The 24,743-nt window shown below is 50.5% G+C and carries 21 protein-coding genes; 18 read left to right on the top strand and 3 right to left on the bottom strand.

The window, feature by feature from the left end; all coding sequences use genetic code 11:
* Window positions 1-23: 23 nt before the first annotated feature.
* The 6 genes from infB (at window position 24) to nlpI (ending at window position 8,330) form a co-directional block, all read left to right on the top strand.
* Window positions 24-2,768, top strand: coding sequence for a translation initiation factor IF-2 (gene infB, locus L4C36_RS02820; RefSeq protein WP_428476262.1), 2,745 nt, complete (start codon window positions 24-26; stop codon window positions 2,766-2,768).
* A gap of 114 nt (window positions 2,769-2,882) precedes the next feature.
* Window positions 2,883-3,281, top strand: coding sequence for a 30S ribosome-binding factor RbfA (rbfA, locus tag L4C36_RS02825; RefSeq protein ID WP_428476263.1), 399 nt, complete (start codon window positions 2,883-2,885; stop codon window positions 3,279-3,281).
* A gap of 3 nt (window positions 3,282-3,284) precedes the next feature.
* Window positions 3,285-4,232, top strand: a complete 948-nt coding sequence (truB, locus tag L4C36_RS02830) for a tRNA pseudouridine(55) synthase TruB (protein WP_428476264.1) — start codon at window positions 3,285-3,287, stop codon at window positions 4,230-4,232.
* A gap of 409 nt (window positions 4,233-4,641) precedes the next feature.
* Window positions 4,642-4,911, top strand: a complete 270-nt coding sequence (gene rpsO, locus L4C36_RS02835) for a 30S ribosomal protein S15 (RefSeq protein WP_006646210.1) — start codon at window positions 4,642-4,644, stop codon at window positions 4,909-4,911.
* 241 nt (window positions 4,912-5,152) lie between these two features.
* Entirely contained in the window at window positions 5,153-7,276 is a 2,124-nt protein-coding gene (gene pnp, locus L4C36_RS02840) for a polyribonucleotide nucleotidyltransferase (protein ID WP_428476265.1), read from the top strand.
* 91 nt (window positions 7,277-7,367) lie between these two features.
* On the top strand, window positions 7,368-8,330 hold the full coding sequence (gene nlpI / locus L4C36_RS02845; protein ID WP_428476266.1) for a lipoprotein NlpI: 963 nt from the start codon (window positions 7,368-7,370) through the stop codon (window positions 8,328-8,330).
* Window positions 8,331-8,465: 135 nt separating this feature from the next.
* Here the strand turns inward: nlpI and L4C36_RS02850 are convergent, their stop codons facing one another.
* The 3 genes from L4C36_RS02850 to L4C36_RS02860 form a co-directional block, all read right to left on the bottom strand.
* Window positions 8,466-9,344, bottom strand: a complete 879-nt coding sequence (locus tag L4C36_RS02850) for a U32 family peptidase (RefSeq protein ID WP_428476267.1) — start codon at window positions 9,342-9,344, stop codon at window positions 8,466-8,468.
* Window positions 9,345-9,353: 9 nt separating this feature from the next.
* On the bottom strand, window positions 9,354-10,361 hold the full coding sequence (gene ubiU / locus L4C36_RS02855; protein WP_428476268.1) for a ubiquinone anaerobic biosynthesis protein UbiU: 1,008 nt from the start codon (window positions 10,359-10,361) through the stop codon (window positions 9,354-9,356).
* Between the two features lie 139 nt (window positions 10,362-10,500).
* Complete coding sequence (locus tag L4C36_RS02860; RefSeq protein ID WP_428476269.1) at window positions 10,501-12,534, bottom strand: putative bifunctional diguanylate cyclase/phosphodiesterase; 2,034 nt, start codon at window positions 12,532-12,534, stop codon at window positions 10,501-10,503.
* Window positions 12,535-12,739: 205 nt separating this feature from the next.
* Here L4C36_RS02860 and ubiT point away from each other — a divergent pair, with 205 nt between their 5' ends.
* The 12 genes from ubiT (at window position 12,740) to deoA (ending at window position 24,743) form a co-directional block, all read left to right on the top strand.
* The gene (gene ubiT / locus L4C36_RS02865) at window positions 12,740-13,261 is read left to right on the top strand and encodes a ubiquinone anaerobic biosynthesis accessory factor UbiT (protein ID WP_428476270.1); all 522 of its coding nucleotides are present in this window, start codon (window positions 12,740-12,742) and stop codon (window positions 13,259-13,261) included.
* The gene (locus L4C36_RS02870; protein ID WP_428476271.1) at window positions 13,251-13,754 is read left to right on the top strand and encodes a GNAT family N-acetyltransferase; all 504 of its coding nucleotides are present in this window, start codon (window positions 13,251-13,253) and stop codon (window positions 13,752-13,754) included. Before ubiT ends, L4C36_RS02870 begins: the two co-directional genes overlap by 11 nt.
* Window positions 13,755-13,878: 124 nt before the next feature.
* Window positions 13,879-14,280: a DNA polymerase III subunit psi gene (locus L4C36_RS02875; RefSeq protein WP_428476272.1), complete on the top strand. Its 402-nt coding sequence runs from the start codon at window positions 13,879-13,881 to the stop codon at window positions 14,278-14,280.
* A complete protein-coding gene (rimI, locus tag L4C36_RS02880; RefSeq protein ID WP_428476273.1) occupies window positions 14,270-14,716 on the top strand; it encodes a ribosomal protein S18-alanine N-acetyltransferase in 447 nt (148 codons plus the stop codon). Before L4C36_RS02875 ends, rimI begins: the two co-directional genes overlap by 11 nt.
* A gap of 302 nt (window positions 14,717-15,018) precedes the next feature.
* Window positions 15,019-16,599, top strand: coding sequence for a peptide chain release factor 3 (prfC, locus tag L4C36_RS02885; protein WP_428476274.1), 1,581 nt, complete (start codon window positions 15,019-15,021; stop codon window positions 16,597-16,599).
* A 181-nt stretch (window positions 16,600-16,780) separates the two neighbouring features.
* On the top strand, window positions 16,781-18,925 hold the full coding sequence (glgX, locus tag L4C36_RS02890; protein WP_428476275.1) for a glycogen debranching protein GlgX: 2,145 nt from the start codon (window positions 16,781-16,783) through the stop codon (window positions 18,923-18,925).
* 45 nt (window positions 18,926-18,970) lie between these two features.
* A complete protein-coding gene (locus L4C36_RS02895; RefSeq protein ID WP_428476276.1) occupies window positions 18,971-19,144 on the top strand; it encodes a DUF5363 family protein in 174 nt (57 codons plus the stop codon).
* On the top strand, window positions 19,128-19,925 hold the full coding sequence (locus L4C36_RS02900; RefSeq protein ID WP_428476277.1) for a TatD family hydrolase: 798 nt from the start codon (window positions 19,128-19,130) through the stop codon (window positions 19,923-19,925). The genes L4C36_RS02895 and L4C36_RS02900 overlap by 17 nt, the downstream gene beginning before the upstream one ends.
* Window positions 19,926-20,143: 218 nt before the next feature.
* Window positions 20,144-21,433: a NupC/NupG family nucleoside CNT transporter gene (locus L4C36_RS02905; RefSeq protein ID WP_428476278.1), complete on the top strand. Its 1,290-nt coding sequence runs from the start codon at window positions 20,144-20,146 to the stop codon at window positions 21,431-21,433.
* Between the two features lie 401 nt (window positions 21,434-21,834).
* The gene (locus L4C36_RS02910; RefSeq protein ID WP_428476279.1) at window positions 21,835-22,005 is read left to right on the top strand and encodes a XapX domain-containing protein; all 171 of its coding nucleotides are present in this window, start codon (window positions 21,835-21,837) and stop codon (window positions 22,003-22,005) included.
* 440 nt (window positions 22,006-22,445) lie between these two features.
* Complete coding sequence (gene deoC, locus L4C36_RS02915; RefSeq protein ID WP_428476280.1) at window positions 22,446-23,219, top strand: deoxyribose-phosphate aldolase; 774 nt, start codon at window positions 22,446-22,448, stop codon at window positions 23,217-23,219.
* A 192-nt stretch (window positions 23,220-23,411) separates the two neighbouring features.
* Window positions 23,412-24,743 (top strand): thymidine phosphorylase, encoded by a 1,332-nt coding sequence (deoA, locus tag L4C36_RS02920; protein ID WP_428476281.1) that lies wholly within the window; start codon window positions 23,412-23,414, stop codon window positions 24,741-24,743.

Below are 24,743 nucleotides of genomic sequence, written 5' to 3' on the forward strand. Positions count from 1 at the left end.
ATTAATCGCAAGGGAGGAGCAGCATGTCAGAGGTTACAGTTAAAGCATTAGCCGAGGAAATCGGCACGCAGATTGACCGTTTGCTTCAACAGTTTGCCAGTGCTGGTATTAGCAAGAATGCTGAAGATAGCGTAAGCCAAAAAGAAAAACAGTCGCTGCTGGCCCACCTAAAGAAAGAACATGGTGGTGAAAGCAGCGCTGGCGAGGTCCCTACACGCCTTACTTTGCAACGTAAGACCCGCAGCACGTTGAGTGTTTCGGGTTCTGGTGGCAAGAATAAAAGTGTTCAGGTAGAAGTGCGCAAAAAGCGCACCTACGTTAAGCGTTCTGCGCTTGAAGAAGAACAGCGTGCCGCGGAAGAAGCGAAACGTGAAGCGGAAGACAACGCTGTACGTGACGCGGACCAAACCGCTCAGCGAGCAGCCGAAGAAGCTGCTAAGCGTAACGCTGATGAGCTGGCAAAACGTGAAGCTGAACAAGCTGCACAGAGCGCCGCTCAAGAGACGCGTTTAGCTGAAGAACAAGCTAAGCAAGATGCAGAACAGAAGGTGAAGCGTGATGCTGAGGAACAGCAGAAGCGTAACACTGATGAAAAGCGTTCGACTGACAAAAAAGTCAAACGCGCCGCCGCTGATGAACAGGCTAAGATAGATGCCGAGGCGCTACAACGTCGCCGGGAAGAGGAAGCCAAGCGTAAAGCCGAAGAAGAAAGTCAGCGTCAGCTAGAAGAGGCACGCAAAATGGCAGAAATTAATGAAAAGAACTGGTCAAAAGCTGACCAGGAAAAAGGTAATATGGATAAAACAGACTACCATACTACAACGTCTACCCACGCTCGTGCGGCGGAAGACGAACAAGATCGTAAAGAAGAAGGCGCACGTCGTCGTAAGAAAAAGAAACCTGCTGCTAAGCAAGACAACCGCGGTGGTCGTAACCAACGTGGTCGTGGTAAGCCTCAAATGGCTAAACCAACGTCTATGCAGCACGGCTTTGATAAGACAGCTGTTGTCGCGAAACAAGATGTTATTATCGGCGAAACGATTGTTGTTTCTGAACTTGCTAACAAGATGTCTGTAAAGGGCGTTGAAGTTATCAAGGTGATGATGAAGATGGGTGCTATGGCAACCATCAACCAAGTTATCGACCAAGAAACCGCATCACTAGTTGCAGAAGAAATGGGCCACAAGGTTATCTTCCGTAACGATAACGAGCTTGAAGACGCAGTGATGTCTGACCGTGATGCTGATCTGGCTGTTGTGCCACGCGCACCAGTTGTGACCATCATGGGTCACGTTGACCACGGTAAAACATCGACCCTTGACTACATCCGTAAAGCACACGTTGCTTCGGGTGAAGCGGGTGGTATTACCCAGCACATCGGTGCGTACCACGTTGAAACTGACAACGGTATGATCACCTTCCTAGATACACCGGGACACGCAGCGTTTACATCTATGCGTGCTCGTGGTGCTCAGGCAACGGACATCGTTGTTCTTGTTGTTGCGGCAGACGATGGCGTAATGCCACAAACGATTGAAGCTATCCAGCACGCGAAAGCGGCAGGCGTACCTCTTATCGTTGCTGTGAACAAGATCGATAAAGAAGATGCAAACCCAGATAACGTTAAAAATGAGCTAGCTCAGTATGACGTTATGCCTGAAGAGTGGGGCGGCGAGAATATCTTCGTTCACATCTCTGCGAAGCAGGGTACAAACATCGATGGCCTACTTGAAGCTATCCTTCTTCAGGCAGAAGTGCTTGAACTAACTGCAGTAGCAGAAGGTATGGCGAAGGGTGTCGTTATTGAATCACGTCTTGATAAAGGCCGTGGTCCAGTAGCAACCGTTCTTGTTCAAGAAGGCATGCTACGCAAGGGCGATATCGTTCTTTGTGGTCTTGAGCATGGCCGTATTCGTGCAATGCGCGATGAACTAGGTCAAGACATCGAGTCTGCAGGTCCGTCTATTCCAGTTGAGATCCTAGGTCTTTCTGGTGTGCCATCTGCGGGTGATGAAGCGACAGTTGTTCGTGACGAGCGTAAAGCACGTGAAGTTGCGCTATTCCGTCAAGGTAAATTCCGTGACGTGAAACTGGCTCGCCAGCAGAAAGCGAAGCTAGAGAACATGTTTGCGAACATGGCTGCAGGTGAAGTTGCTGAACTGAATGTTGTACTGAAAGCTGACGTACAGGGTTCTGTTGAAGCGATTGCTGAATCACTACGTAAGCTATCGACTGATGAAGTGAAAGTGAACATCATCGGTTCTGGTGTGGGCGCGTTGACTGAAACAGATGCTGTATTGGCAGCTGCTTCAAACGCTATCCTACTTGGTTTCAACGTTCGTGCGGATGTTCCAGCACGTCGTGTGATTGAAACTGAGAACCTTGATCTGCGTTACTACTCAATCATCTACCAGTTGATTGACGAAGTGAAAGCAGCAATGGGCGGCATGCTTGCACCTGAATTCCGTCAGGAAATCATTGGTCTTGCTGAAGTTCGTGATGTGTTCAAGTCTCCTAAGATCGGCGCAATCGCTGGCTGTATGGTGACTGAAGGTACTATCAAGCGTAACAACCCTATCCGCGTACTGCGTGATAACGTTGTTATCTATGAAGGCGAACTAGAATCTCTACGTCGCTTTAAAGATGATATGCCAGAAGTTAAGAACGGCTACGAGTGTGGTATCGGCGTTAAGAACTACAATGATGTTCGCGTGGGTGACCAGATCGAAGTTTACGAAATTGTTGAAATTAAGCGTACGCTTGACTAATACTGACAGTCAGACGCTGCTTTATAACAATTAATCCTATGGGGAGCTTCGGCTCCCCATTCTTTCAACAGAGCATTCTTCATTAGAGAGTTCTCTTTAAAGAGAGATAGAAAAATGGCAAAAGAATTTAGCCGTACACAGCGTGTTGCCCAACAGCTTCAAAAAGAGCTAGCGGTGATCCTGCAGCGTGAAATCAAAGATTCTCGCATCGCGATGACAACCATTTCGAGTGTAGATGTATCTCGTGATATGAACTACGCAAAAGTGTATGTGACTTTCTTTACTGTGGGTGAGCAAACACCTGAAGGGAGCTTGGAAGCGCTGCGTGAAATGGCACCGTATATCCGCTCACTATTGGGTAAAGAAATCCGCTTGCGTGTGACGCCTGAAATCAACTTCATTTTCGACCAGTCATTAACAGAAGGTATGCGTATTTCGAACCTTGTGTCTAATGCGGTGCGTAGTGATGAAGAGCGCCGTGGCGATGAACCTCAGTCGGAAGACGAGGAGTAATCCATGGCACGTCGTCGTAAGGGCCGTCCAATTGATGGCGTGATCCTGTTGGATAAACCGACAGGGTTCAGCTCAAATGATGTCCTGCAAAAAGTAAAGCGCATCTTCTTTGCGCAAAAAGCAGGGCACACCGGCGCACTCGATCCGCTGGCTACGGGTATGCTGCCAATTTGTTTTGGTGAAGCGACCAAGTTTTCACAGTTCCTATTGGATTCGGACAAGCGTTATATTGTGATCGCCAAATTGGGTGAACGCACAGATACGTCTGACTCTGACGGTGAAGTGGTGCAAACACGTGACGTGAATGTGGGCCGTGAGCAACTGGAAGGCTGCATTGATAAGTTCCGTGGTACCACGGATCAGATCCCGTCCATGTATTCCGCACTGAAGTACCAAGGCCGTAAGTTGTACGAATATGCCCGTGAGGGGATTGAAGTACCGCGTGAATCACGCAAAATCACGGTTTTCTCGGTCGATCTTCTGCGCTTTAGCGACAACGAAGTGGAAATGGAACTGCACGTGTCAAAAGGCACGTACATCCGTACCATTGTGGATGACCTTGGGGAAATGCTGGGTTGTGGCGCACACGTGTCGTACTTGCGTCGCACTGGTGTGTCTAACTTCCCGCTGGAGCGCATGGTTACGCTGGAGCAATTGGAAGCGTTGCTGGAGCAAGCCAAAGCGCAAGACATTGCCCCAGGCGATCTGTTGGATCCTTTGTTGCTACCGACCGATACGGCGGTACAAGATTTACCTGAGGTAAACATTGTACCGGCCTCTGCGGTGTTCATTTTGCATGGTAATCCTGTGAATGCAGGCACTGTTCCGGCAGAAGGCACGCAGGTACGTATCACCGTTGGTGATGAACGTGAGTTCATCGGCGTGGGTGTGATTGACCGTGAAGGTCGATTGGCACCAAAGCGCGTGATGGCGAACGAGCAAGCGGAATAAGTTAGCGAGTATCGAGGGGCGAGAAGGAGCGGAAAAGAGCGGTTCTTGGCCCTGAGGTCCTATGGAAAAGCAAGCGTGAATGCGCTTGCTTTTTTTTATGCGTGTGAAAAAGGGTTTGTAGAACCTAGAACCTAGAACCTAGAACCTAGAATCATAGCCTCGCCTTTACGCGACACTCTAAACTCGCCTCTGCTTTTTGCTCTTCCTCGTCCCGCCCCCACTCGATACGCGTTCCCGCTTTTATTAGGCCCATTTTTTCGCACTTCGCGCCGACTCAAATCTTGCTCCTTGTTGTGTGATTATTCACTTGTAGTCCAACCTGCCTCCACGTATAATCCGCGGTTCGGGTGCCGGCTGAATCAGAGATTGGCGGCACAAATTTGAAACATCTTTGTATTAGGAATGAGTTATGTCTCTGAATGCAGAAACTAAAGCAGCAATCGTTGCTGATTACGCGCAGTGCGAAAACGACACTGGTTCTCCTGAAGTTCAGGTTGCTTTGCTAACAGCACAGATCAACCACCTTCAAGGTCACTTTGCTAACCACAAACACGACCACCACAGCCGTCGCGGTCTACTACGTATGGTTTCTCGTCGCCGTAAGCTTCTAGACTACCTAAAAGGTAAGAACCTAGATCGTTACCAAGACCTAATCAAGCGTCTAGGCCTACGTCGCTAAGATTGCTTTTAGAAAGGAGCCGGATGGCTCCTTTCTTTTTATCTGCTCTTTATCACATTCCACGAGTCGTTTTCGTCGACCTAGAGGTCGCGACTAATGACAGTTCTTTCTTCCCCGAGAATTTTCATTAGTCGCGATGCGTGAAATTGCGGTAAATAGCCTTTCATCACATGACGCTTTTCTTTGTCTCAGATATACTTAACGGCGCAAATAGAAAGCGGAATAAATTAAGGAAATTCACGTGAATCCTATCGTAAAGACTTTCCAGTACGGTAACCACACGGTTACCCTTGAAACTGGTGTAATGGCTCGTCAAGCGACAGCTGCAGTTATGGCTAGCATGGACGATACGTCTGTATTCGTATCTGTTGTTGGTAAAAAAGAAGCAGTAGAAGGTCAAGATTTCTTCCCTCTAACAGTGAACTACCAAGAGCGTACTTACGCAGCGGGTAAAATCCCTGGTGGTTTCTTCAAGCGTGAAGGTCGTCCTTCAGAAGGCGAAACACTGACTGCTCGTCTGATTGACCGTCCAATCCGTCCGCTATTCCCATCAGCATTCAAAAACGAAGTGCAGGTTATTGCAACTGTGGTTTCTGTAAACCCAGATGTACAGCCAGACATCATCACGATGATCGCTACTTCAGCAGCACTTGCTATCTCTGGTCTTCCGTTCAACGGTCCTATCGGTGCTGCACGTGTTGGCTTCATGAACGACCAGTTCGTACTGAACCCAAGCAAAACTGAACTAGACAGCAGCAAGCTAGACCTTGTTGTTGCAGGTACAGCTGGTGCTGTATTGATGGTTGAGTCAGAAGCTGACCGTCTATCTGAAGAGCAAATGCTACAAGCGGTTGTTTACGGCCACGATCAGCAGCAGGTTGTTATCAATGCAATCAACGAATTCGCAGCAGAAGTCGCTACCCCGTCATGGGATTGGACTGCACCGGTTGTTAACGCTGAACTGAAAGCACGCGTTGCTGAAAAAGCAGAAGCTCGTCTAGCTGACGCTTACCAGATCACTGAAAAAATGGCGCGTTACGAGCAAGTTGGCGCGATCAAGAATGACGTAGTAGAAGCACTACTTGCAGAAGACGAAGCGCTAGAAGAGCGTGAAATCCGTGGCATGCTAGGCAAACTAGAGAAGAACGTTGTTCGTAGCCGCATCATCGCTGGCAACCCACGTATTGATGGCCGTGAAAAAGACATGGTTCGTGCGCTAGACGTACGTACTGGTGTACTTCCACGTACACACGGTTCTTCTTTGTTCACGCGTGGTGAAACTCAGGCGTTGGTAACAGCGACCCTAGGTACTCAACGTGATGCACAGATCATCGACGAACTAACGGGTGAGCGTAAAGATCACTTCCTTCTACACTACAACTTCCCTCCATACTGTGTAGGTGAAACAGGCTTTGTAGGTTCACCTAAGCGTCGTGAAATCGGCCACGGTAAACTGGCTAAGCGTGGTATTGCAGCGGTAATGCCAAGCGTTGATGAATTCCCATACACCATCCGTGTTGTATCGGAAATCACTGAATCTAACGGTTCATCTTCAATGGCGTCTGTATGTGGTACGTCTCTTGCTCTTATGGATGCAGGTGTGCCAATCAAGAAATCTGTTGCGGGTATCGCAATGGGTCTTGTGAAAGAAGGCGATGATTTCGTTGTTCTTTCTGACATCTTGGGTGACGAAGATCACCTAGGTGACATGGACTTCAAAGTAGCGGGTACTGATGACGGTATTACTGCACTTCAGATGGATATCAAGATCGAAGGTATCACGAAAGAGATCATGCAGATCGCTCTGAACCAAGCTAAAGGCGCGCGTACGCACATCCTTAGCGTAATGGATCAAGCTATCAACGCACCTCGCGACGATATCTCTCAGTTTGCTCCTCGTATTCACACGATGAAGATCAACCCTGAGAAGATCAAAGACGTTATCGGTAAAGGTGGTGCGGTAATTCGTGCACTAACTGAAGAAACTGGCACAACGATCGAAATCGAAGACGACGGTACAGTGAAGATTGCAGCGACCGAAGGGACTGCAGCACAAGAAGCTATCCGCCGTATCGAAGAAATCACCGCTGACGTTGAAGTTGGCCGTGTTTACACCGGTAAGGTAATGCGTATTGTTGATTTCGGTGCATTCGTTTCTGTTATCGGTGCGAAAGAAGGTCTAGTACACATTTCTCAAATCTCGCAAGAGCGTATCGAGAAAGTGGCTGATCACCTTGAAATGGGTCAGGAAGTTCAAGTTAAAGTACTTGAAATCGACCGTCAGGGCCGTATCCGTCTAAGCATGAAAGAAGCCGCTGAAGATCAAAACCCAGCAGCTGCAGCAGCAGACAAGCCAGAAGCATAAGGCTTTTTGCTAAAAGCATGATATAAAGGGGCTATTAAGCCCCTTTTTTATTATTACCGTTATCGCCGCCATGCTTGCGCTACGATCGTATATGCTAGACATAGAGGCGTCTCACCGAGGGAGAACGGCATTGATTGCAAATCGGATAACACTGGCCTGTGCCGCATTGGTCATATTACTGACGGGGTGCGCTTCATCCCAGCCACAGTGGGCCCAGCCACCGATGGCGGTGCCATTCCAGCCAACCATTCAAGAACAAATTCAACTTGCCCGTATTGATCAATTGTTGCGCCGCAACGATTTGAATGACGATACGCTGGCACAAATGTATTACGAGCGTGGCTTATTGCATGACAGCATTGGTTTGCGTGATCTTGCTCGCCTCGACTTTAATCAGTCGCTCTCTTATAAGCCGAATCAAGCGGATGTTTTCAATATTCTCGGGGTGTATTTTACCCAGAGCGCCCATTTTGATGCTGCGTATGAAGCCTTTGACTCCAGCCTTGAGCTGAATGCCCATCACCCGTTTGCGCAGCGTAACCGTGGTATCGCCCTGTATTACGGCGGCCGTTACGACTTGGCCTTTGACGACTTAAATGCCCATTACCAGCAGAACATCAATGATCCTTACCGGGTGATTTGGCTGTACTTGGTGGAGCTGGAACAAGATCCCGTGAAAGCACAAGAGAAGCTGCGTCTGCGCTATGACAACAGTGACAAGCAGGATTGGGGCTGGCAGATCGTACGTTGGTACCTCAACGACATCTCTGAAACCGAATTTTTAAATCAGATCGCGCTGGAAAGCGAAGGCAATGCGCTATTGGCGGAGCGTCTGACGGAAGCCTATTTCTACATGGCCAAACTCTACTTCCACAACAAAGACTACGGCACGGCACTGATGTTGTATAAGTTGGCGTTGGCGGGCAATGTGTATGAGTTTGTTGAGCATCGTTTTTCATTGTTGGAGCTGAGCCGTTTGCAGGCAGCGATCAATGAACAGCAGCAATTTGATGCGGTACTGGATGTGGACAGCGAAAGTGACGCTGCGCGGTAATATTGGTGCATTGCGACTGTCCGATCGAATAGTTTAATACAGACGGTTCAATACCGATAATCCAGTAAACAAACGATAAAGAAAAGCCGCGACGAATCGCGGCTTTTTTGTGTGTGGTGTCTTTGTCAGTATGGCTTATGACTCGATGTTCAAACCAGCCACGTTGTGCCAGTAACCATTACAGTGATGACCACCTTTCAGCGCATGACGGGTGTGACCGTGCTGGTTGGCACGGAAGTCATCGACCAGCGACAGAGTATCAATACCCAGCGGGCTCAAGCGGATCACATCCACCAAGCCTTCCATGCCAAGCTGATCGTTGATCAGGTTGTAGCAGTAGCCGGATTGGGTCTGAATGCCGTTTAAGGTAAAGACTTTCTGCTCTTCCTGACTGTTTACCGTGATCCCATTTGGGTACTTGATACAGCAGGTTTCACAATCATCTTTCGCTTTGTCTTCCGCACGCGCGGTAAAGCAGCGAGCAGAGTAAGCCAGTGGCAGGTAGCCATAGCTGAACACTTCGGTTTCAAACTGGCTGCGAATGCCCATCTGCTCACACTCACTGACCACGTTTTGTAGCCATTGGCGAGACAACTCGACCGGCATACACCAGCGGATCATGCCCTTTTTCAAGAACAGGTTCAGGGTTTGAGCGTTGTAGCAGTTCACAGCCGGGCCGACCACAAACGGCACGTGGTTTTCATGCGCCAGTTGGATCGCGGACACGTCGTTGGCTTCAATAATGAAGTCGCCGTTATCAATGTACTTTTTCATGACATTGACTTCGCTTGGGGCTTCCAGCAGCGCCATGGTTGACAGCACGACTTGCTTACCGGAGGCCGAAATGTCTTTGGCGATCTCGAACCAGTGCGCAGGTTTCATTTCACGGCGCTTAGAGCACACCGTTTCACCCAGATAGATGATGTCAGTGTTGGCCTGCATGGCTTGCTGATAGAATGCTTCCACGTCGGTTTTCGGCCAAAAGTACAGTAGGGGGCCAAGGGCGTATTTCATGTTGGCTCCTTATTGCCATTTGCGGTGGTAAGCACCGAGCGTTGTTTGTTTACCTTCAGAGACGTTACCTAAGCAACTGTTCCATGCAGGTTCTACGCTGTAGCCTTCAGGGTTCGCTTTGTAACGGTCAATCGCCGCGCGCCAGGTTTTAGTGACCTGCTCAACGTAAGCCGGGCTACGCTGGCGGCCTTCAATTTTCACTGACGCAATGTTGGCTTTAAATAGTTCAGGTAAAATCTCCAGCGTATTCAGGCTGGTAGGCTCTTCTAATGCGTGATAACGGCGATCAACGCCGTCCAAGTTCACGTCAAAGCGGCCTTTACACAGGGTAGGATAGCCTGCGTTTTCGCCTGCGGCGTAACGGTCAATCAGCACTTCATTCAAGCGGGATTCCAACCCTTGTGGGGTTTCCTGCCAGCGAACGTATTTTGCCGGTGAGCACGCGCCCACGGTGTTTGGCGATTCGCCTGTCATGTACGATGACAGGTAGCAGCGACCTTCCGACATGATGCACAAGCTACCAAAGGCAAACACTTCCAGTTCCATATCGGTGTTACGTGCCAATTGTTTTACTTGGTGGATCGACAGCACGCGTGGCAGTACCACACGCTTTATATTGAAGTTCTGTTTGTAAAAGTCGATAGCGGCCGTGTTGGTCGCCGAGGCTTGTACAGACAGATGCAGTTCCAGATCCGGATACTTCGTGGCGGCATACTCCAGTACCGCGATGTCCGCCACGATCAAGGCATCCACGCCCATCGAGGCGGCTGTGTCGACCGCGGTACGCCAGCGGTCAAAACCGTCTGGGTGGGCAAAAGTATTCAGGGCAACATGCAGTTTACGGTCGTGGTCTCGTACATACTGCACGGCTTTTTCTAGTTTACGTCCTGTAAAATTTAAGCCGGCAAAATGGCGTGCATTGGTATCGTCTTTAAAGCCGATGTATACCGCATCTGCGCCATTATCAATGGCCGTTTTCAACGCCGGAAGGTTCCCGGCGGGGCAAAGTAGCTCCATGTTGATGTCATCTACCAGTCTGGAAATAAAGTCATAGCGCAAATAGTAGGGGGCACGCGGCCCCCATGTTTTGATGTCAGGCAGGTTTTGTTGATTTAGGACAACTTATTTTGCATTTTTAGTCGCTAACGGATCACGACTAATGGTGAGTATGCTTATGCAAAATGGCTTCAAGTTCGTCTTTAGGTAGCGGCTTGTAGAAGTGGAAACCTTGGATAGAGTTGCAGTGCAAGTTTGACAGCAAAGTGGCTTGCTCGCGGGTTTCGACGCCTTCAGCGACCACGCTCATGTTCAGGGCTTTACCTAAATTAATGATGTTTTCAATCAATGTGAGCTGCTTGGGCACACTGTCGATATCCTGAATAAAGGCGCGGTCGATCTTGAGCTCATCCAGCGGGAAGCGGGCGAGGTAAGACAGCGATGAATACCCGGTACCAAAGTCATCAATTGACAGCGCAAAGCCGAGTTTTTTGATCGCATTCAGCATCTGGATCGTGTGCTCACCATCGCTCATGACCGCACTTTCGGTCAGCTCAAAGGTGATGTCGTTCGGGTTAACCCCGATGGACTTGTGCAGGCGATCCACAAACTTGATCAGGTTCGGGTTACCAAATTGCTGCGGTGACAGGTTGATCGCCACACGGCCGGTCAGCAAGCTTTGGGATTTCCATTGCTTCACGGTAGTAAACACTTCACGCATCACCACTTGGCCCAGTTGTTCGATCAGGCCTGAACGTTCCGCGACCGGAATAAATTGCGCGGGGCTGATGTAGCCTTCGACCGGATGGTTCCAACGTACGAGGGCTTCTGCGCCATCAATGGCAAAATCGCGGGCGTTGACTTTGGGTTGATACCAGACTTCCAGCCCATTATTTTGCAGCGCTTTTTGCAACTCGATTTCCAGCCATAGCTGCATGCGCGCTTCTTTGTTCATTTCTTCGCTGAAGGCCACGGCACGGTTACGGCCGCGATTTTTCGCTTCGTACATGGCCGTATCGGCATTTTGCAGCAAAATACGGGCATCGTTGCCATCACCGGGGAAATTGACCATGCCAATCGAGCACGCTAAGTGCTTGCTGAAATGGTGAAGATTAAACGGCTGATTGATCAGAGCAATGACTTGCTCTGCGGTTAAATCGCCCACCTTGTGATGCTCGGGGTGGGACAGCAAGATGGCAAATTCATCGCCACTCAAATGGCCGATAATGGCCTCTTTGGGCAAGGCACGCAGCAGTCGCTTACCAATTTCTTGCAACACCTGATCGCCAATGTGATGACCAAGAGAGTCATTGATATTTTTAAAGTTATCAATGTCGAGGTAAAGCATGAAAAACGGGATGTCTTGTTTGATGGTCTGCTCCAGCTTGCGGCTGAAACCGTGACGGTTCAACATGCCCGTTAAGGGATCGGTTTGGACCAATTGGTCGAGCTTTTCTTGTTTACTGAGCTGTTGGTTGTTGTCTTGCAAAAGCAACAGGCGAGCAGGCGAACCCAGTAGGGGGATCGGCGAAGCCGACAGGCGTAATGCACGTTGGCTCGGGCAGAGCGGGCTGGTTTGGCAGTTGCGACTTTCGCCTTTACCCAGCGATTGCAACTGGGCCTTTTGTAGCGGCTTGTTGTTGCTGTCGACCAGTAGCTTGCCTAACTCCGTGCCTTGCAGATCGGCCACCGACTCAAAGCCCAGCAGCATCGCCGCATTGGCATTGGCAGAAATAATGGTGTTCTCTTCGACAATGCAGCATCCTTCATGCATCATCTGATTGAGCACTTGCAGCTGTTTTTCTAGCTCTTGGATGGTGTTGACCAACACTTGGCGTTCCGAGGTGTCGGCACAATGCAACACAATGTGCTGGACTTGTCCGTCGGCAGTGCGCAGGGGAGACAAACTGAAATGCATACTGGTGTCATGACGGCTGTCATCGAGCACCACTTCGCCTTCGACGGTCTCACCGGCAAAGGCCCGTTGGTAATACGGTGACATGGCCCGATAAAATGTTGGGCCTAACGTGTCATTATCATTGAGTCCGAGCAGCTCTGTGCGCTCTAGTCCGCTGATTTCACAATAGCGATTATTCACCGCCAGATAATTATGCTGCTGATCGAGCACCGCAAAAAGAAAAGGGCTGTTATCAGTCAGTAGGGGAAACCAGTAATGGAGTTGCTCTGTCGGCATGGTATGAAAGGGATATCCGTATGTAGCTGCCCGCAAAAGAACAAGGCGACAGGTGTGTTTTTTATTACTATACCTTGCCTCTTGGCGGTAATCCCAAACTTTGCGGCATGAATACCGGTTTTTTTGACTCAAGGCATAAAATGGCGGCCCTTTCTTGCCATACAATCAAGCGTCCCATGCGACCTTATACAGGAAAAGATTAATAGTGATTGCTCAACTAAGACAACAGCTGGTTCAACATGGCCCAGCGTTTTTACGTGTACCTGCCAAACTGACGCCGTTTGCCGTTCAGAAAAAAGTCATGCTGGAAGGCTTGGCCATGGTTTTCAAAGAAGCCTTGGAAGACGGTGATTTCGAGTTTTTGGATGATCGTTGGTTAAAAGTCGAAGTGAGGGATCTGGATCTGCGCTGGTACATCAGTTACCAAAACGAGCAACTGGTGGTGTCAGAGCATGTTGAACAAGAAGACGTGAGTTTCAGCGGCGAGTGCAATGACTTGGTGTTGATTGCGGCGCGCAAAGAAGACCCGGACACGCTGTTCTTCCAGCGCCGTTTGCGCATTGAAGGCGATACTGAATTGGGGTTGGAAGTGAAGAATCTGATGGACAGCATCGATTTGGATTCACTGCCAGCACCGGTGAAATTTTTGCTAAATCAGTCCGCCGATTTCATTCAAAAAGGCATGCAATCGTCGGCGGAACGTAAAGAGGTGATGAATGCTCATTAGAACGGAAGCGCCAGCCGATATTTTGCCGATTGATCGTCTACTTAAAGACGTGTTTGAGACCGAAGCCGAAGCCAACTTGGTGATGCGTTTGCGTGAAAATGGCAACCGTACCTTGTCATTGGTGGCATGCAACGATGACGGCGAGCTGGTTGGTCACGCGTTCTTCAGCCCGGTGACCCGTGACGGTGAAGACGAAAGCTGGCAGGGTTTGGCCCCGCTGGCCGTACGCGCAGACTATCAGCGCCAGGGCGTGGGCCTGGCACTGATGGAAGAAGCGAAGCAAATGTTGGCCGAGCTGAGCTACCCGGTGATTGTGGTATTGGGCAGCGATCAGTACTACCCGAAAGTGGGTTTCAGCCAAGCGTCATTGCAAGGGTTAACGTGCTCGTTCCCAGTACCGGAAGCACTCTTCATGGTGCTGGAATTGTTGCCAGACACGATCGCGGGCAAACAAGGCATGATCGAATATTGCCCTGAATTTGCCGATGTCTAAGGCGTGACCGTCTTGCGAGCGAAAATACCACCTGTCGGTGGTATTTTTTTTGCGTGTCTTTACTGTGTTCCGGCGGGGATCTGGTAGTATCACCCGCCAGAATGAACAGCATGTAGGTGAGTGGATGAAACAGCGCGATTTACAGCTCATGCAAGAGATGGGATTGACCTACTGGCAAGTCCGTAAACCGGATTTTTATCCGGGACGCGATCTGCCGGCAATCGATTTGCCGCCCTCCTGCCAGCTGCTCTTTGTCTGTGATGACGAATTGGATGAGCACGATCGCTGGTTGTTTGGCCGTATTCTGAGCAGCATGAAACTCACGCCTGAACAGGCACTGTGTCTGCCTTCTGTCGCCGTCGAGCAGATCCGCGAACACCATTTAACCTGGTGCTGGATCGCCGGTTGTGAAGCCGTGCATCCGACCGGATGCCAATTGCTGACCTCTACCGCGTTAGCGCAGATGCATACCCATCCAACGAGTAAAAAAGCCCTTTGGCAACAGATTTGTTCTTATGACACATAACATCGTATTACTGGCGCCGCATCACTTAGATGATGTGTGGCGCATTGAACAAGCCGCTCACGCGTACCCGTGGGCGGAATCCATGATCCGCAAAGCGCCCAACAAGATCGCCCTGAACTGTGGGTTAGAAGTGGACGGCACGCTGGTCGGTTATTGCTTCGGTCAGCTGGTGGCTGGTGAAGCGACCGTGCTGAACATTGCCATGGATCCGACTTGGCAAGGCAAAGGCTTGGGTAAAGCCTTAATGGAAGGCTTTATGGCGCTGCTTGAAGCGCGCAATGCCGAAGAAATTTGGCTGGAAGTGCGAGAAAGCAACACCCGCGCTTATCAGCTGTATGAATCGTTAGGTTTCAATGAAATCAACCGACGAGTGGGTTACTACCCCGCAGACAATGGCCGCGAAGATGCGTTAATCATGACGTATATGATGATGTAGCCGTTGCGAGGGTAAACACCCGCGCAAACAGGGGTCTCTTGCCTCTGTCGCTTTGGGCGGAGTTTGCGTATAATTCCGCCATATTCAACGCTCCTATCACCTTATAACGATGCTGTGCCAGCTAGAGGACGTCATGTAATTGTTGATTATTGATTCATCCATTTATTGATTTATCTATGTCTGCCAGCGCAGAGACGCCGGATCCTCGTGGATCTTGGCATTAGGAGCTTGCCAACCCGTCAGCGTGTCTTGCACGGGACGCAGTTCGATTATTGAAATCTCTCACAGGATTATCAACGCTTATGTCTTTTCTACCTGAAGTGAACAAACGCCGTACGTTTGCGATCATTTCTCACCCCGATGCGGGTAAAACAACCATCACTGAAAAAGTGCTGTTATTCGGAAACGCGATCCAGAAAGCCGGTACCGTTAAAGGCCGTGGCTCTAACCAGCATGCTAAGTCTGACTGGATGGAGATGGAAAAAGAACGTGGTATCTCGGTGACCACGTCTGTTATGCAGTTCCCTTTCAATGGTCGTCTGGTGAACCTACTGGATACCCCGGGACACGAAGACTTCTCGGAAGATACCTACCGTACGCTAACGGCGGTTGACTCCTGTTTGATGGTGATCGATGCGGCGAAGGGTGTCGAAGATCGTACCCGTAAGCTGATGGAAGTGACCCGTCTGCGTGATACGCCGATCGTGACGTTCATGAACAAATTGGACCGTGAAGTACGTGATCCAATGGAAGTCTTGGACGAAGTAGAAAACGAATTGGGTATGATGTGTGCGCCTATTACTTGGCCAATTGGCTGTGGTAAAGAGTTTAAAGGTGTTTACCACATCCACCGTGATGAGACGATTCTGTATGAATCAGGTCACGGCCATGAAATTCAAGAAGTGCGTATCATTAAAGGGCTGGACAACCCAGAACTTGACGAGAAAGTCGGTGCAAGCCTAGCAGAAAGCGTGCGTGAAGAGCTTGAACTGGTGATGGGTGCGTGCCCAGAGTTTGATCTTGATGCGTTCCTGACGGGTGAGCTGACACCGGTTTACTTCGGTACCGCATTGGGTAACTTTGGTGTTGACCACATGCTAGAGGGCCTGACCGAGTGGGCGCCAGCGCCGAAAACGCGTCAAGCCGTAGAGCGTGATGTTGAAGCAACAGAAGAGAAATTCTCTGGCTTCGTGTTTAAGATCCAGGCAAACATGGATCCAAAACACCGTGACCGTATCGCCTTTATGCGTATCGTATCGGGTACATATACCCAAGGCATGAAGATGAACCACGTGCGTACCGGTAAATTGGTCAGCATTTCAGATGCCGTTACGTTCATGGCGGGCGACCGTTCACGCGCTGAAACCGCATATGCGGGTGATATCATTGGTCTGCACAACCACGGTACCATTCAGATTGGTGATACGTTCACGCAAGGCGAAAGCCTGAAGTTTGCGGGTATCCCGAACTTCGCACCGGAACTGTTCCGTCGCATTCGTCTGAAAGATCCGCTGAAGCAAAAGCAGTTGCTGAAAGGTCTGGTACAGCTGTCTGAAGAAGGCGCGGTACAGGTTTTCCGTCCATTGCAGAATAACGATCTGATCGTGGGTGCGGTGGGTGTGCTTCAGTTTGACGTGGTCGTGGCCCGTCTGAAATCGGAGTACAACGTAGAAGCGATCTACGAAGGTGTGAACGTGGCCACCGCCCGTTGGGTGGAATGTGACGACGTGAAGAAGTTTGAAGACTTCAAACGTAAGAACCAGTCGAACCTTGCCCTTGATGGCGGCGACAACCTGAGCTACATCGCGCCAACCATGGTGAACCTGAACCTGGCGAAAGAGCGTTTCCCAGAAGTGGATTTCCGCGCGACACGCGAACACTAATTGTTACGAGTAGACGGAATCATCCCCGTTGCTGGTAGGAAAGAAAACGAAAGCCGTCACAGTTGTGACGGCTTTTTTTATGCTTTTGTGAAACGCCGCGCTATCACAGGCAACCGACCCAAGGATAGGGTCTACTATTCTGGGTAGTGAGAGTTATCGTCAAGCCAAGGAGTGCAGACCGATGAAAGACCATCCGACCCAAGACGCATCAGCGGCGCTAAGCCGCATGCTGGCCGCCGAAAAATCGGTATACACTTTACAAGGCGAAGCCCACCCACTTGGCGCCTCTGTCCTTGCAGATGGGGTGAATTTTAGCGTCTATTCCAAGGACGCCACACGGGTGACATTGCATTTGTTCACCCATGCCGATGCCACTCGCCCGCAGCATTCGTTTGAATTGAACCCTTCCCTGCATAAGCGGGGGCATTACTGGTTTATGTTTGTGGGGAACATCGGTCACGGCCAGCATTATGCCTTGCAGGTGGATGGCCCTTGGATCCCCGGCAAAGGGCTGCGCTTTAACCCGGAGAAAGTGCTGATTGACCCGTACAGTCAGGCGATCAGCTTGGGAACGGTGTACTCCCGTGAACGGGCGATCGCCCCAGAGTGTAATATCGATGCCTGCATGAAAAGCATCGTGGTAGATCACCGCGGGTTTGACTGGCAAGGGGTACGGGCCCCACGCCATTCCCTGACCGACACCATCATCTATGAAATGCACGTGGGCGGCTTTACCCGTGATCCGTCATCGGGTGTTGACCCCACCTTACGCGGCACTTATGCTGGTGTAATTGAGAAAATTCCGTACCTGAAAGCCTTAGGTGTGACCGCGGTTGAACTGATGCCAGTGCAGCAGTTTGATGTGGATGATGCCCCTGACGGCAAACAAAACTATTGGGGCTATAGCCCGATTAACTTCTTTGCCGTACATGCGGGCTACAGCGTGGAAAACGATCCCCTCTGTGCCATTGATGAGTTCAAAACCTTGGTGCGAGAGCTGCACAAAGCGGACATAGAAGTGATCTTAGATGTGGTATTCAACCATACTGCGGAAGGCGATGAACACGGCCCCACGTTCTGTTTTAAAGGCTTGCAGAACGGCGCGTATTACCTGATTGATCATGAAAATGGCCACTACAGCAACTACAGTGGGTGTGGCAATACCTGCAACGCGAACCACAGTGTGTTACGTCGAATGATCATTGATGCGCTGCATTTTTGGGTCACGGAAATGCATGTGGATGGCTTCCGATTTGACTTAGCCTCCGTCTTATCCCGTGATAGCCAAGGCCATCCGATGCAAGAGCCGCCGTTACTGTGGTCCATCGACTCGGATCCCATCTTGTGTAATACCAAAATCATTGCCGAAGCGTGGGATGCCGCGGGCTTGTATCAAGTGGGCTCGTTTATTGGTGATCGCTGGAACGAGTGGAACGGCAAATACCGTGATGATGTGCGAGCGTTTTGGCGTGGCGACAGCGGGAGTGTCAGCCTTTTTGCCTCACGTTTGCTAGGCTCACCTGATATTTATTGTCGCCACCACCACACCCCGCACCGCTCCGTGAACTTTATTTGTGCCCATGATGGATTCACCCTGAATGATCTGGTCAGCTACGGTCAGAAGCATAACTTGGCCAATGGAGAGGCCAACCGCGATGGGGATAACCACAATATTTCCAGCAACTACGGGGTGGAAGGGCCGACCGACAACCATGATATTGAAGCCCTGCGTCATCGCCAGTGTAAGAACATGATGGCGACCCTCTTTTTGTCATTGGGCACCCCGATGATGAGTATGGGGGACGAAGTGCGTCGTACTCAGCAGGGCAACAATAACGCCTATTGTCAGGATAATCCTATTAGCTGGATGGACTGGACGCTGGTGGACAAGCATGCCGATTTGCTGCGGTTTGTGACCTTACTCAGTGAGATCCGCACCGCGGAACCCACCATCGACTGGAACATGCACATGTCGCTCAATGCGGTATTGGAAGATGTAAGCATTCGTTGGCACGGAGTACAGCCGGATCAGCCAGATTGGTCGGAACACTCACACTCGTTGGCGTTGACCGTGTACCATCCTATCACCCAAGACGAGCTGTACGTGGTGTGCAATGCGTACTGGGATCCACTGAACTTTACGTTGCCGAGCCGTGAAGGTAGTGAGTGGCACATGTTGATCAATACCGCCAAAGCGGCGCCACACGATATTTATCCGGTCGGCAAGGCGCCAATTTATCCGTATGATCGTGTGCTGGCCAGTGGCCGAAGTATGATTGTTATGGTGGCCAAGTCGACCCAAGATGTGCCAGCGAGGACATCGTGATCGTGGTCACAACAGGAAAGAACGAGGAATAGAGAAGAGCCCCCCATGATAGCTGTATTACGACGCGCCCTAGCGGCGTATGACCGTTGGTGTCGAGACATGGGATTAGCCCCAGAGCACCGGCGCAGTTGTGCGCCGGTGCGCTATGACGAGGACGATCCACGTCATCCGGCCCAGCGTGCTTTGCGTGCGACAAGGGGTAATGATGCTGATCGATAGCCATTGCCATTTCGACTTTGCACCGTTTTGTGACGATCCGGCGCAGTATTTGGCGGACGCGCGGCGCGTCGGGGTCGAAAAGTTGGTGATCCCTGCCGTGGGGGTGCGCAATTGGGCCGCGGTACAAGCCTTATCGGCGCAGTATGACGGGGTCTACTTTGCCTTAGGGTTGCACCCCTTCTTCAGTGCCGAGCATACGCCAGACGATGTTACCGCGCTGGCGGATGCACTGGCTGCTGACGCACTTTTGCGAGCACAATTGCGCAGCAAATGCGTTGCAGTCGGGGAATGTGGGCTAGACTTTGCCATTGCTGATGCCAATAAAGATCAACAGATGGCGTTATTGGACGCACAGCTCCAATTGGCGAATCAGTATCGCCTGCCTGTGATCTTGCATTGTCGCAACGCGTTTCCCGAATTGGTGCGTTTGTTGCGGCAACATACACCGGTTGCCGGTGGGGTCTATCACGCTTTTAGTGGGAGCTATCCACAAGCGAAACAGCTTCTTGATCTAGGTATCAATATTGGGGTGGGGGGTACGATAACCTATCCGCGCGCCAATAAGACACGTCAGACGATAGCGGCCTTGCCATTGACGGCGTTGTTACTGGAAACGGACGCGCCGGATATGCCTATTGCTGGCTATCAAGGGCAACCGAACCGACCAGACCGATTGGTGCATGTGTTGCATGAACTTGCAGCGATTCGAGGGGAAAGCGAACGAGATGTTGAGCATGTAGTTACCTTAACCACCGCTGAACTTTTTGGTATTCCGATGTGAACCAAGCTCACATAAAAAACGATTGCGTTAAACGATTGCGCAATCGTATCCTGCTTTTTGTGATCGGTCTCACGTTTGCGGTTTTGCTTTCACTTCATTTCCTTGCAAATTGTGAAGTCGGCATTATTTTATCCGGCGTAGCATGAGTATAATGCGCCGGACTCTTAATGAGCCGAATTGTCGAGACGCCAAACTTAACTTGAGGGATGCCATAAACTATGAGCGTGTTTATGAGCCTGGTTGGGATGGTAGTACTGCTACTGATTGCTGTACTTCTATCTGATAACCGTAAAGCTATTAATCTTCGTACTGTTGGTGGTGCATTTGCCATCCAATTTATTATTGGTGCATTTGTTCTTTATGTACCAGTCGGTCGTGACGTGCTATACGGCATGTCTCAAGGTGTTGCTAACGTTATCAACTATGGTAACGACGGTATCAACTTCTTGTTCGGCGGTTTAACGTCAGACAAAATGTTTGAACTGTTCGGCGGTGGCGGTTTCGTCTTTGCCTTACGTGTACTACCTGTCATCGTTTTCTTCTCTGCATTGATCAGCGTGCTGTACTACTTGGGCGTCATGCAGGTTGTCATCAACATTCTTGGTGGTGGTTTACGTAAAGTTCTGGGCACGTCTCACGCAGAATCTATGTCTGCAACAGCGAACATTTTCGTCGGTCAAACGGAAGCACCATTGGTGATTCGTCCGTTCGTACCGAAGATGACACAGTCTGAGCTGTTTGCCGTTATGTGTGGTGGTCTAGCCTCTGTAGCCGGTGGTGTATTGGCGGGTTATGCGTCAATGGGCGTACCGCTAGAGTACTTGATTGCCGCGTCATTCATGGCAGCACCGGGTGGTCTTCTCTTTGCTAAGATCATCAAGCCGGAAACTGAAACCCCTGTGACTCAGTTGGCAGACGACGCAACGTCTGGCGACGATAAGCCAGCAAACGTGATTGACGCAGCCGCAGCGGGTGCTTCTTCAGGTATGCAACTTGCGTTGAACGTTGGTGCGATGCTACTGGCATTCATCGGTTTGATTGCACTGGTTAACGGTATGTTGGGCGGCATCGGCGGTTGGTTCGGTATGCCTCACCTAACACTAGAATTGATTCTGGGTTACGTGTTCTCACCACTTGCATTCCTGATCGGTGTGCCTTGGTCAGAAGCAACAGTTGCAGGTTCATTCATCGGTCAGAAACTGGTTGTGAACGAATTCGTGGCTTACTTGAACTTTGCCCCTTACCTGAAAGATGCAGCGGATGGCGGTATGCTGGTTGCTGAAACAGGTGCGGCAATGTCTGATAAGACACAAGCTATCATCTCGTTCGCATTGTGTGGCTTCGCTAACCTATCATCAGTCGCTATCCTACTGGGTGGTCTGGGTGGTCTAGCACCAAGCCGTCGTCACGACATCGCACGCTTCGGTATGAAGGCAGTAGCAGCAGGTACATTGTCTAACCTGATGTCAGCGACAATCGCAGGTCTGTTCGTGACCCTATCGATGTAAGACTCGAATGTCTGAATCGCATTGAAAAACGCCGCTGTGGCTTCCACAGCGGCGTTTTTGTTTGTTTAGAGAAACGGGAAGCGAGATTCGAGTGTCGTGTCTTCGAGTTTCTAGTTCTTGTTTTTTCTCGACACTCGAAACCCGCTACTCGCCACGGATTCCCGCATTTCTCGTTCCTAGTCCCTCGTCCCTGCTTTTGCTTTATCTAGGTTCCAGGTTCTCGTCTCTCTTTCCCTGCTTCTCCCTGATCAACACATACGGTAAACATCCGCGATCTTGCGACCAAGATATGTCATAAAATCGATTGCGCTCCGGTTTCAGCCGTCCCCCTTTGCTAGCATTACATTCGTGGTTTAGGCGACTACACTTTCTGTGTGCAAAAGCAGACAGAGAGAGAAATCATGAGCGAAGTACTGTTGGCATTAGCGGCTGGCTTTATCGTAGGGATCTTGTTTTCAGCGCTTAAACTGCCTATTCCCGCCCCGCCGGTATTATCGGGGGTGATGGGTATTGTCGGGGTCTACGTTGGCGGGATTGCGTACCAGTGGATCGTCGAACGGTTTTTTACCTAGTGACGGCAGCGTTGTTTACTCCGGTGGCCAGTTTTTCGTTATGGAAACACATTGTCCACACTAGGAAACGCAACTTTCATGGTGAGGCCTAGGCTGCCTTGGTATGATTGACCGGTACCATCGAAATAAGATTTACGCTGTATTTGCCTTGCTTTGTCATTATGTTATGACCAGTGAGTGCAAGTGAGCATCACGGCCGAGTAACCCCATCATGCGGTTATCGGCGCGGTGAAACGGATAGCAATTCGCTCCCTGATCTCGCGATAGGGGGAGAAGACTTCAGGGAATCAAGTCCGTTATACCTGAATGACAGCGGTGCGCTGCATCGGGTATCACTGTTCACATCGCGGGCCGTTTGGCCGTGACATTGACTGTCACTGTCAGGCGTAGAGGAACAGTGTTTATTAGCTTGTTTACATAGAATTGGACTGGAGAAAGTCATGAGCGATTTAAAAGCGGCTGCACTGCGTGCGCTTCAACTAATGGATCTAACAACACTGAATGAAGACGACACTGACGCAAAAGTGATCGCACTGTGTAAAGATGCAAAAACAGCGGTAGGTAACACGGCTGCTATTTGTATTTACCCGCGTTTTATTCCTGTGGCGAAAAAGCAACTGCGTGAGCAAGGTACACCAAACGTGCGCATTGCCACCGTGACTAACTTCCCGCACGGTAACGACGACATCGAGATCGCTGTTGCTGAAACCAAAGCGGCTGTGGCTTACGGTGCAGATGAAGTGGACGTGGTATTCCCATACCGTGCGCTAATGGCGGGCAACGAAGAAGTGGGCTTTGAACTGGTTAAGCAGTGTAAAGCGGCATGTGGCGATGTATTGCTGAAAGTGATCATCGAAACCGGCGAATTGAAAACCGAAGCGCTGATCAAAAAAGCCTCTGAAATTTCAATCAACGCGGGCGCAAACTTCATTAAAACGTCTACCGGTAAAGTGCCTGTGAACGCGACCCCAGAATACGCTGAGATCATGCTAAACGTGATCAAAGACATGGGCGTGGCAGAAACCGTTGGTTTTAAACCAGCCGGTGGCGTACGTACGGCAGAAGATGCTCAGCAATACCTAGCGATGGCTGACCGCATCTTGGGCGACACGTGGGCAGACAACATGCACTACCGTTTTGGCGCATCAAGCCTGCTAGCAAGCCTACTTCACACCCTGGGTGAAGGCGAAGCAGCGGCGGAAGGCGGCTACTAATCCATTCCAATAAGGTGGCCGACTGGCCGCCTTATTTTTATATCCATTTTACGTTTTACTTTCTGGTTTTTATTTACGGTTTTTGCCTACGTGTGCTTTGTGCAGCGTCTACAGGCGGCTCGCGTACACCTGAAAATCACCGACAGTAAACCGTGACGATCCTACACTCGCTATTATTTATTGGGGAATACCATGTATTTACCACAAGAAATCATCCGTAAGAAACGTGACAACATCGAGCTAACGGCTGACGAAATCAATTTCTTTATTCAAGGTATTGCCAAAGATACCGTGTCAGAAGGCCAGATCGCGGCATTCGCGATGGCGATTTACTTCAATGATATGACCATGGATGAGCGTGTTGCGCTGACCTGTGCGATGCGTGATTCCGGTATGGTGATTGACTGGAGCCACATGCAGTTCGATGGCCCAATCGTCGATAAGCACTCTACCGGTGGTGTGGGTGACGTGACATCGCTGATGCTTGGCCCAATGGTGGCAGCCTGTGGTGGTTACGTGCCGATGATTTCTGGTCGTGGCTTAGGCCACACCGGCGGTACATTGGATAAGCTGGAATCCATTCCAGGTTACAACATTACCCCAACCAATGACGTGTTCGGTCAAGTGACCAAAGACGCAGGCGTGGCGATTATCGGCCAGACCGGTGATTTGGCACCGGCGGATAAGCGTGTATACGCGACCCGTGACGTGACCGCGACTGTGGATAACATCTCCCTGATCACCGCGTCTATTTTGTCGAAGAAATTAGCCGCGGGCCTTGGCTCGCTCGTGATGGATGTAAAAGTGGGTTCGGGTGCCTTTATGCCGACCTACGAAGCGTCGGAAGATCTGGCAAAATCCATCGTTGCTGTGGCGAACGGGGCGGGCACCAAAACCACCGCGTTGCTGACCGATATGAATCAGGTACTCGCATCAACGGCGGGTAATGCGCTGGAAGTTCGCGAAGCCGTGCAATTCCTGACCGGTGAATACCGCAATCCTCGCTTATTTGAAGTGACCATGGCATTGTGTGCGGAAATGCTTGTAAACAGTGGTTTAGCGGCAGATATTGATCAGGCGCGCACGGATTTGCAAACGGTGTTGGATAACGGTAAAGCGGCAGAGTGCTTTGGCAAAATGGTCGCTGGCCTTGGTGGTCCTGCTGATTTTATGGCGAACTACGACAACTACCTAGAACGTGCTGAGATCGCCAAGCCGGTATACGCCGAGCAAAGCGGTTATGTGTACGCGATGGATACCCGCGCATTGGGTATGGCCGTTGTGGGCATGGGTGGCGGTCGTCGTGTGGCGGCAGATTCCATTGACTACGCGGTAGGCTTGAGCGACATGATCCGTTTGGGTGATGAAGCCAATGCCGAGCAACCACTGGCCGTGATCCACGCGCGTACTGACGCACAGTGGGAAGAGGCGGCCAAAGCCGTGCGTGCTGCAATTACGATTGCGGATGAAAAGCCGGCACCCACACCGGTTGTTTACCGCCGTGTTCGTCCTGAAGATGTTTGA

Origin of the sequence: Photobacterium japonica, from assembly GCF_050337005.1 — a bacterium.
In the GTDB taxonomy this organism is placed as follows: Bacteria; Pseudomonadota; Gammaproteobacteria; order Enterobacterales; family Vibrionaceae; genus Photobacterium; species Photobacterium japonica.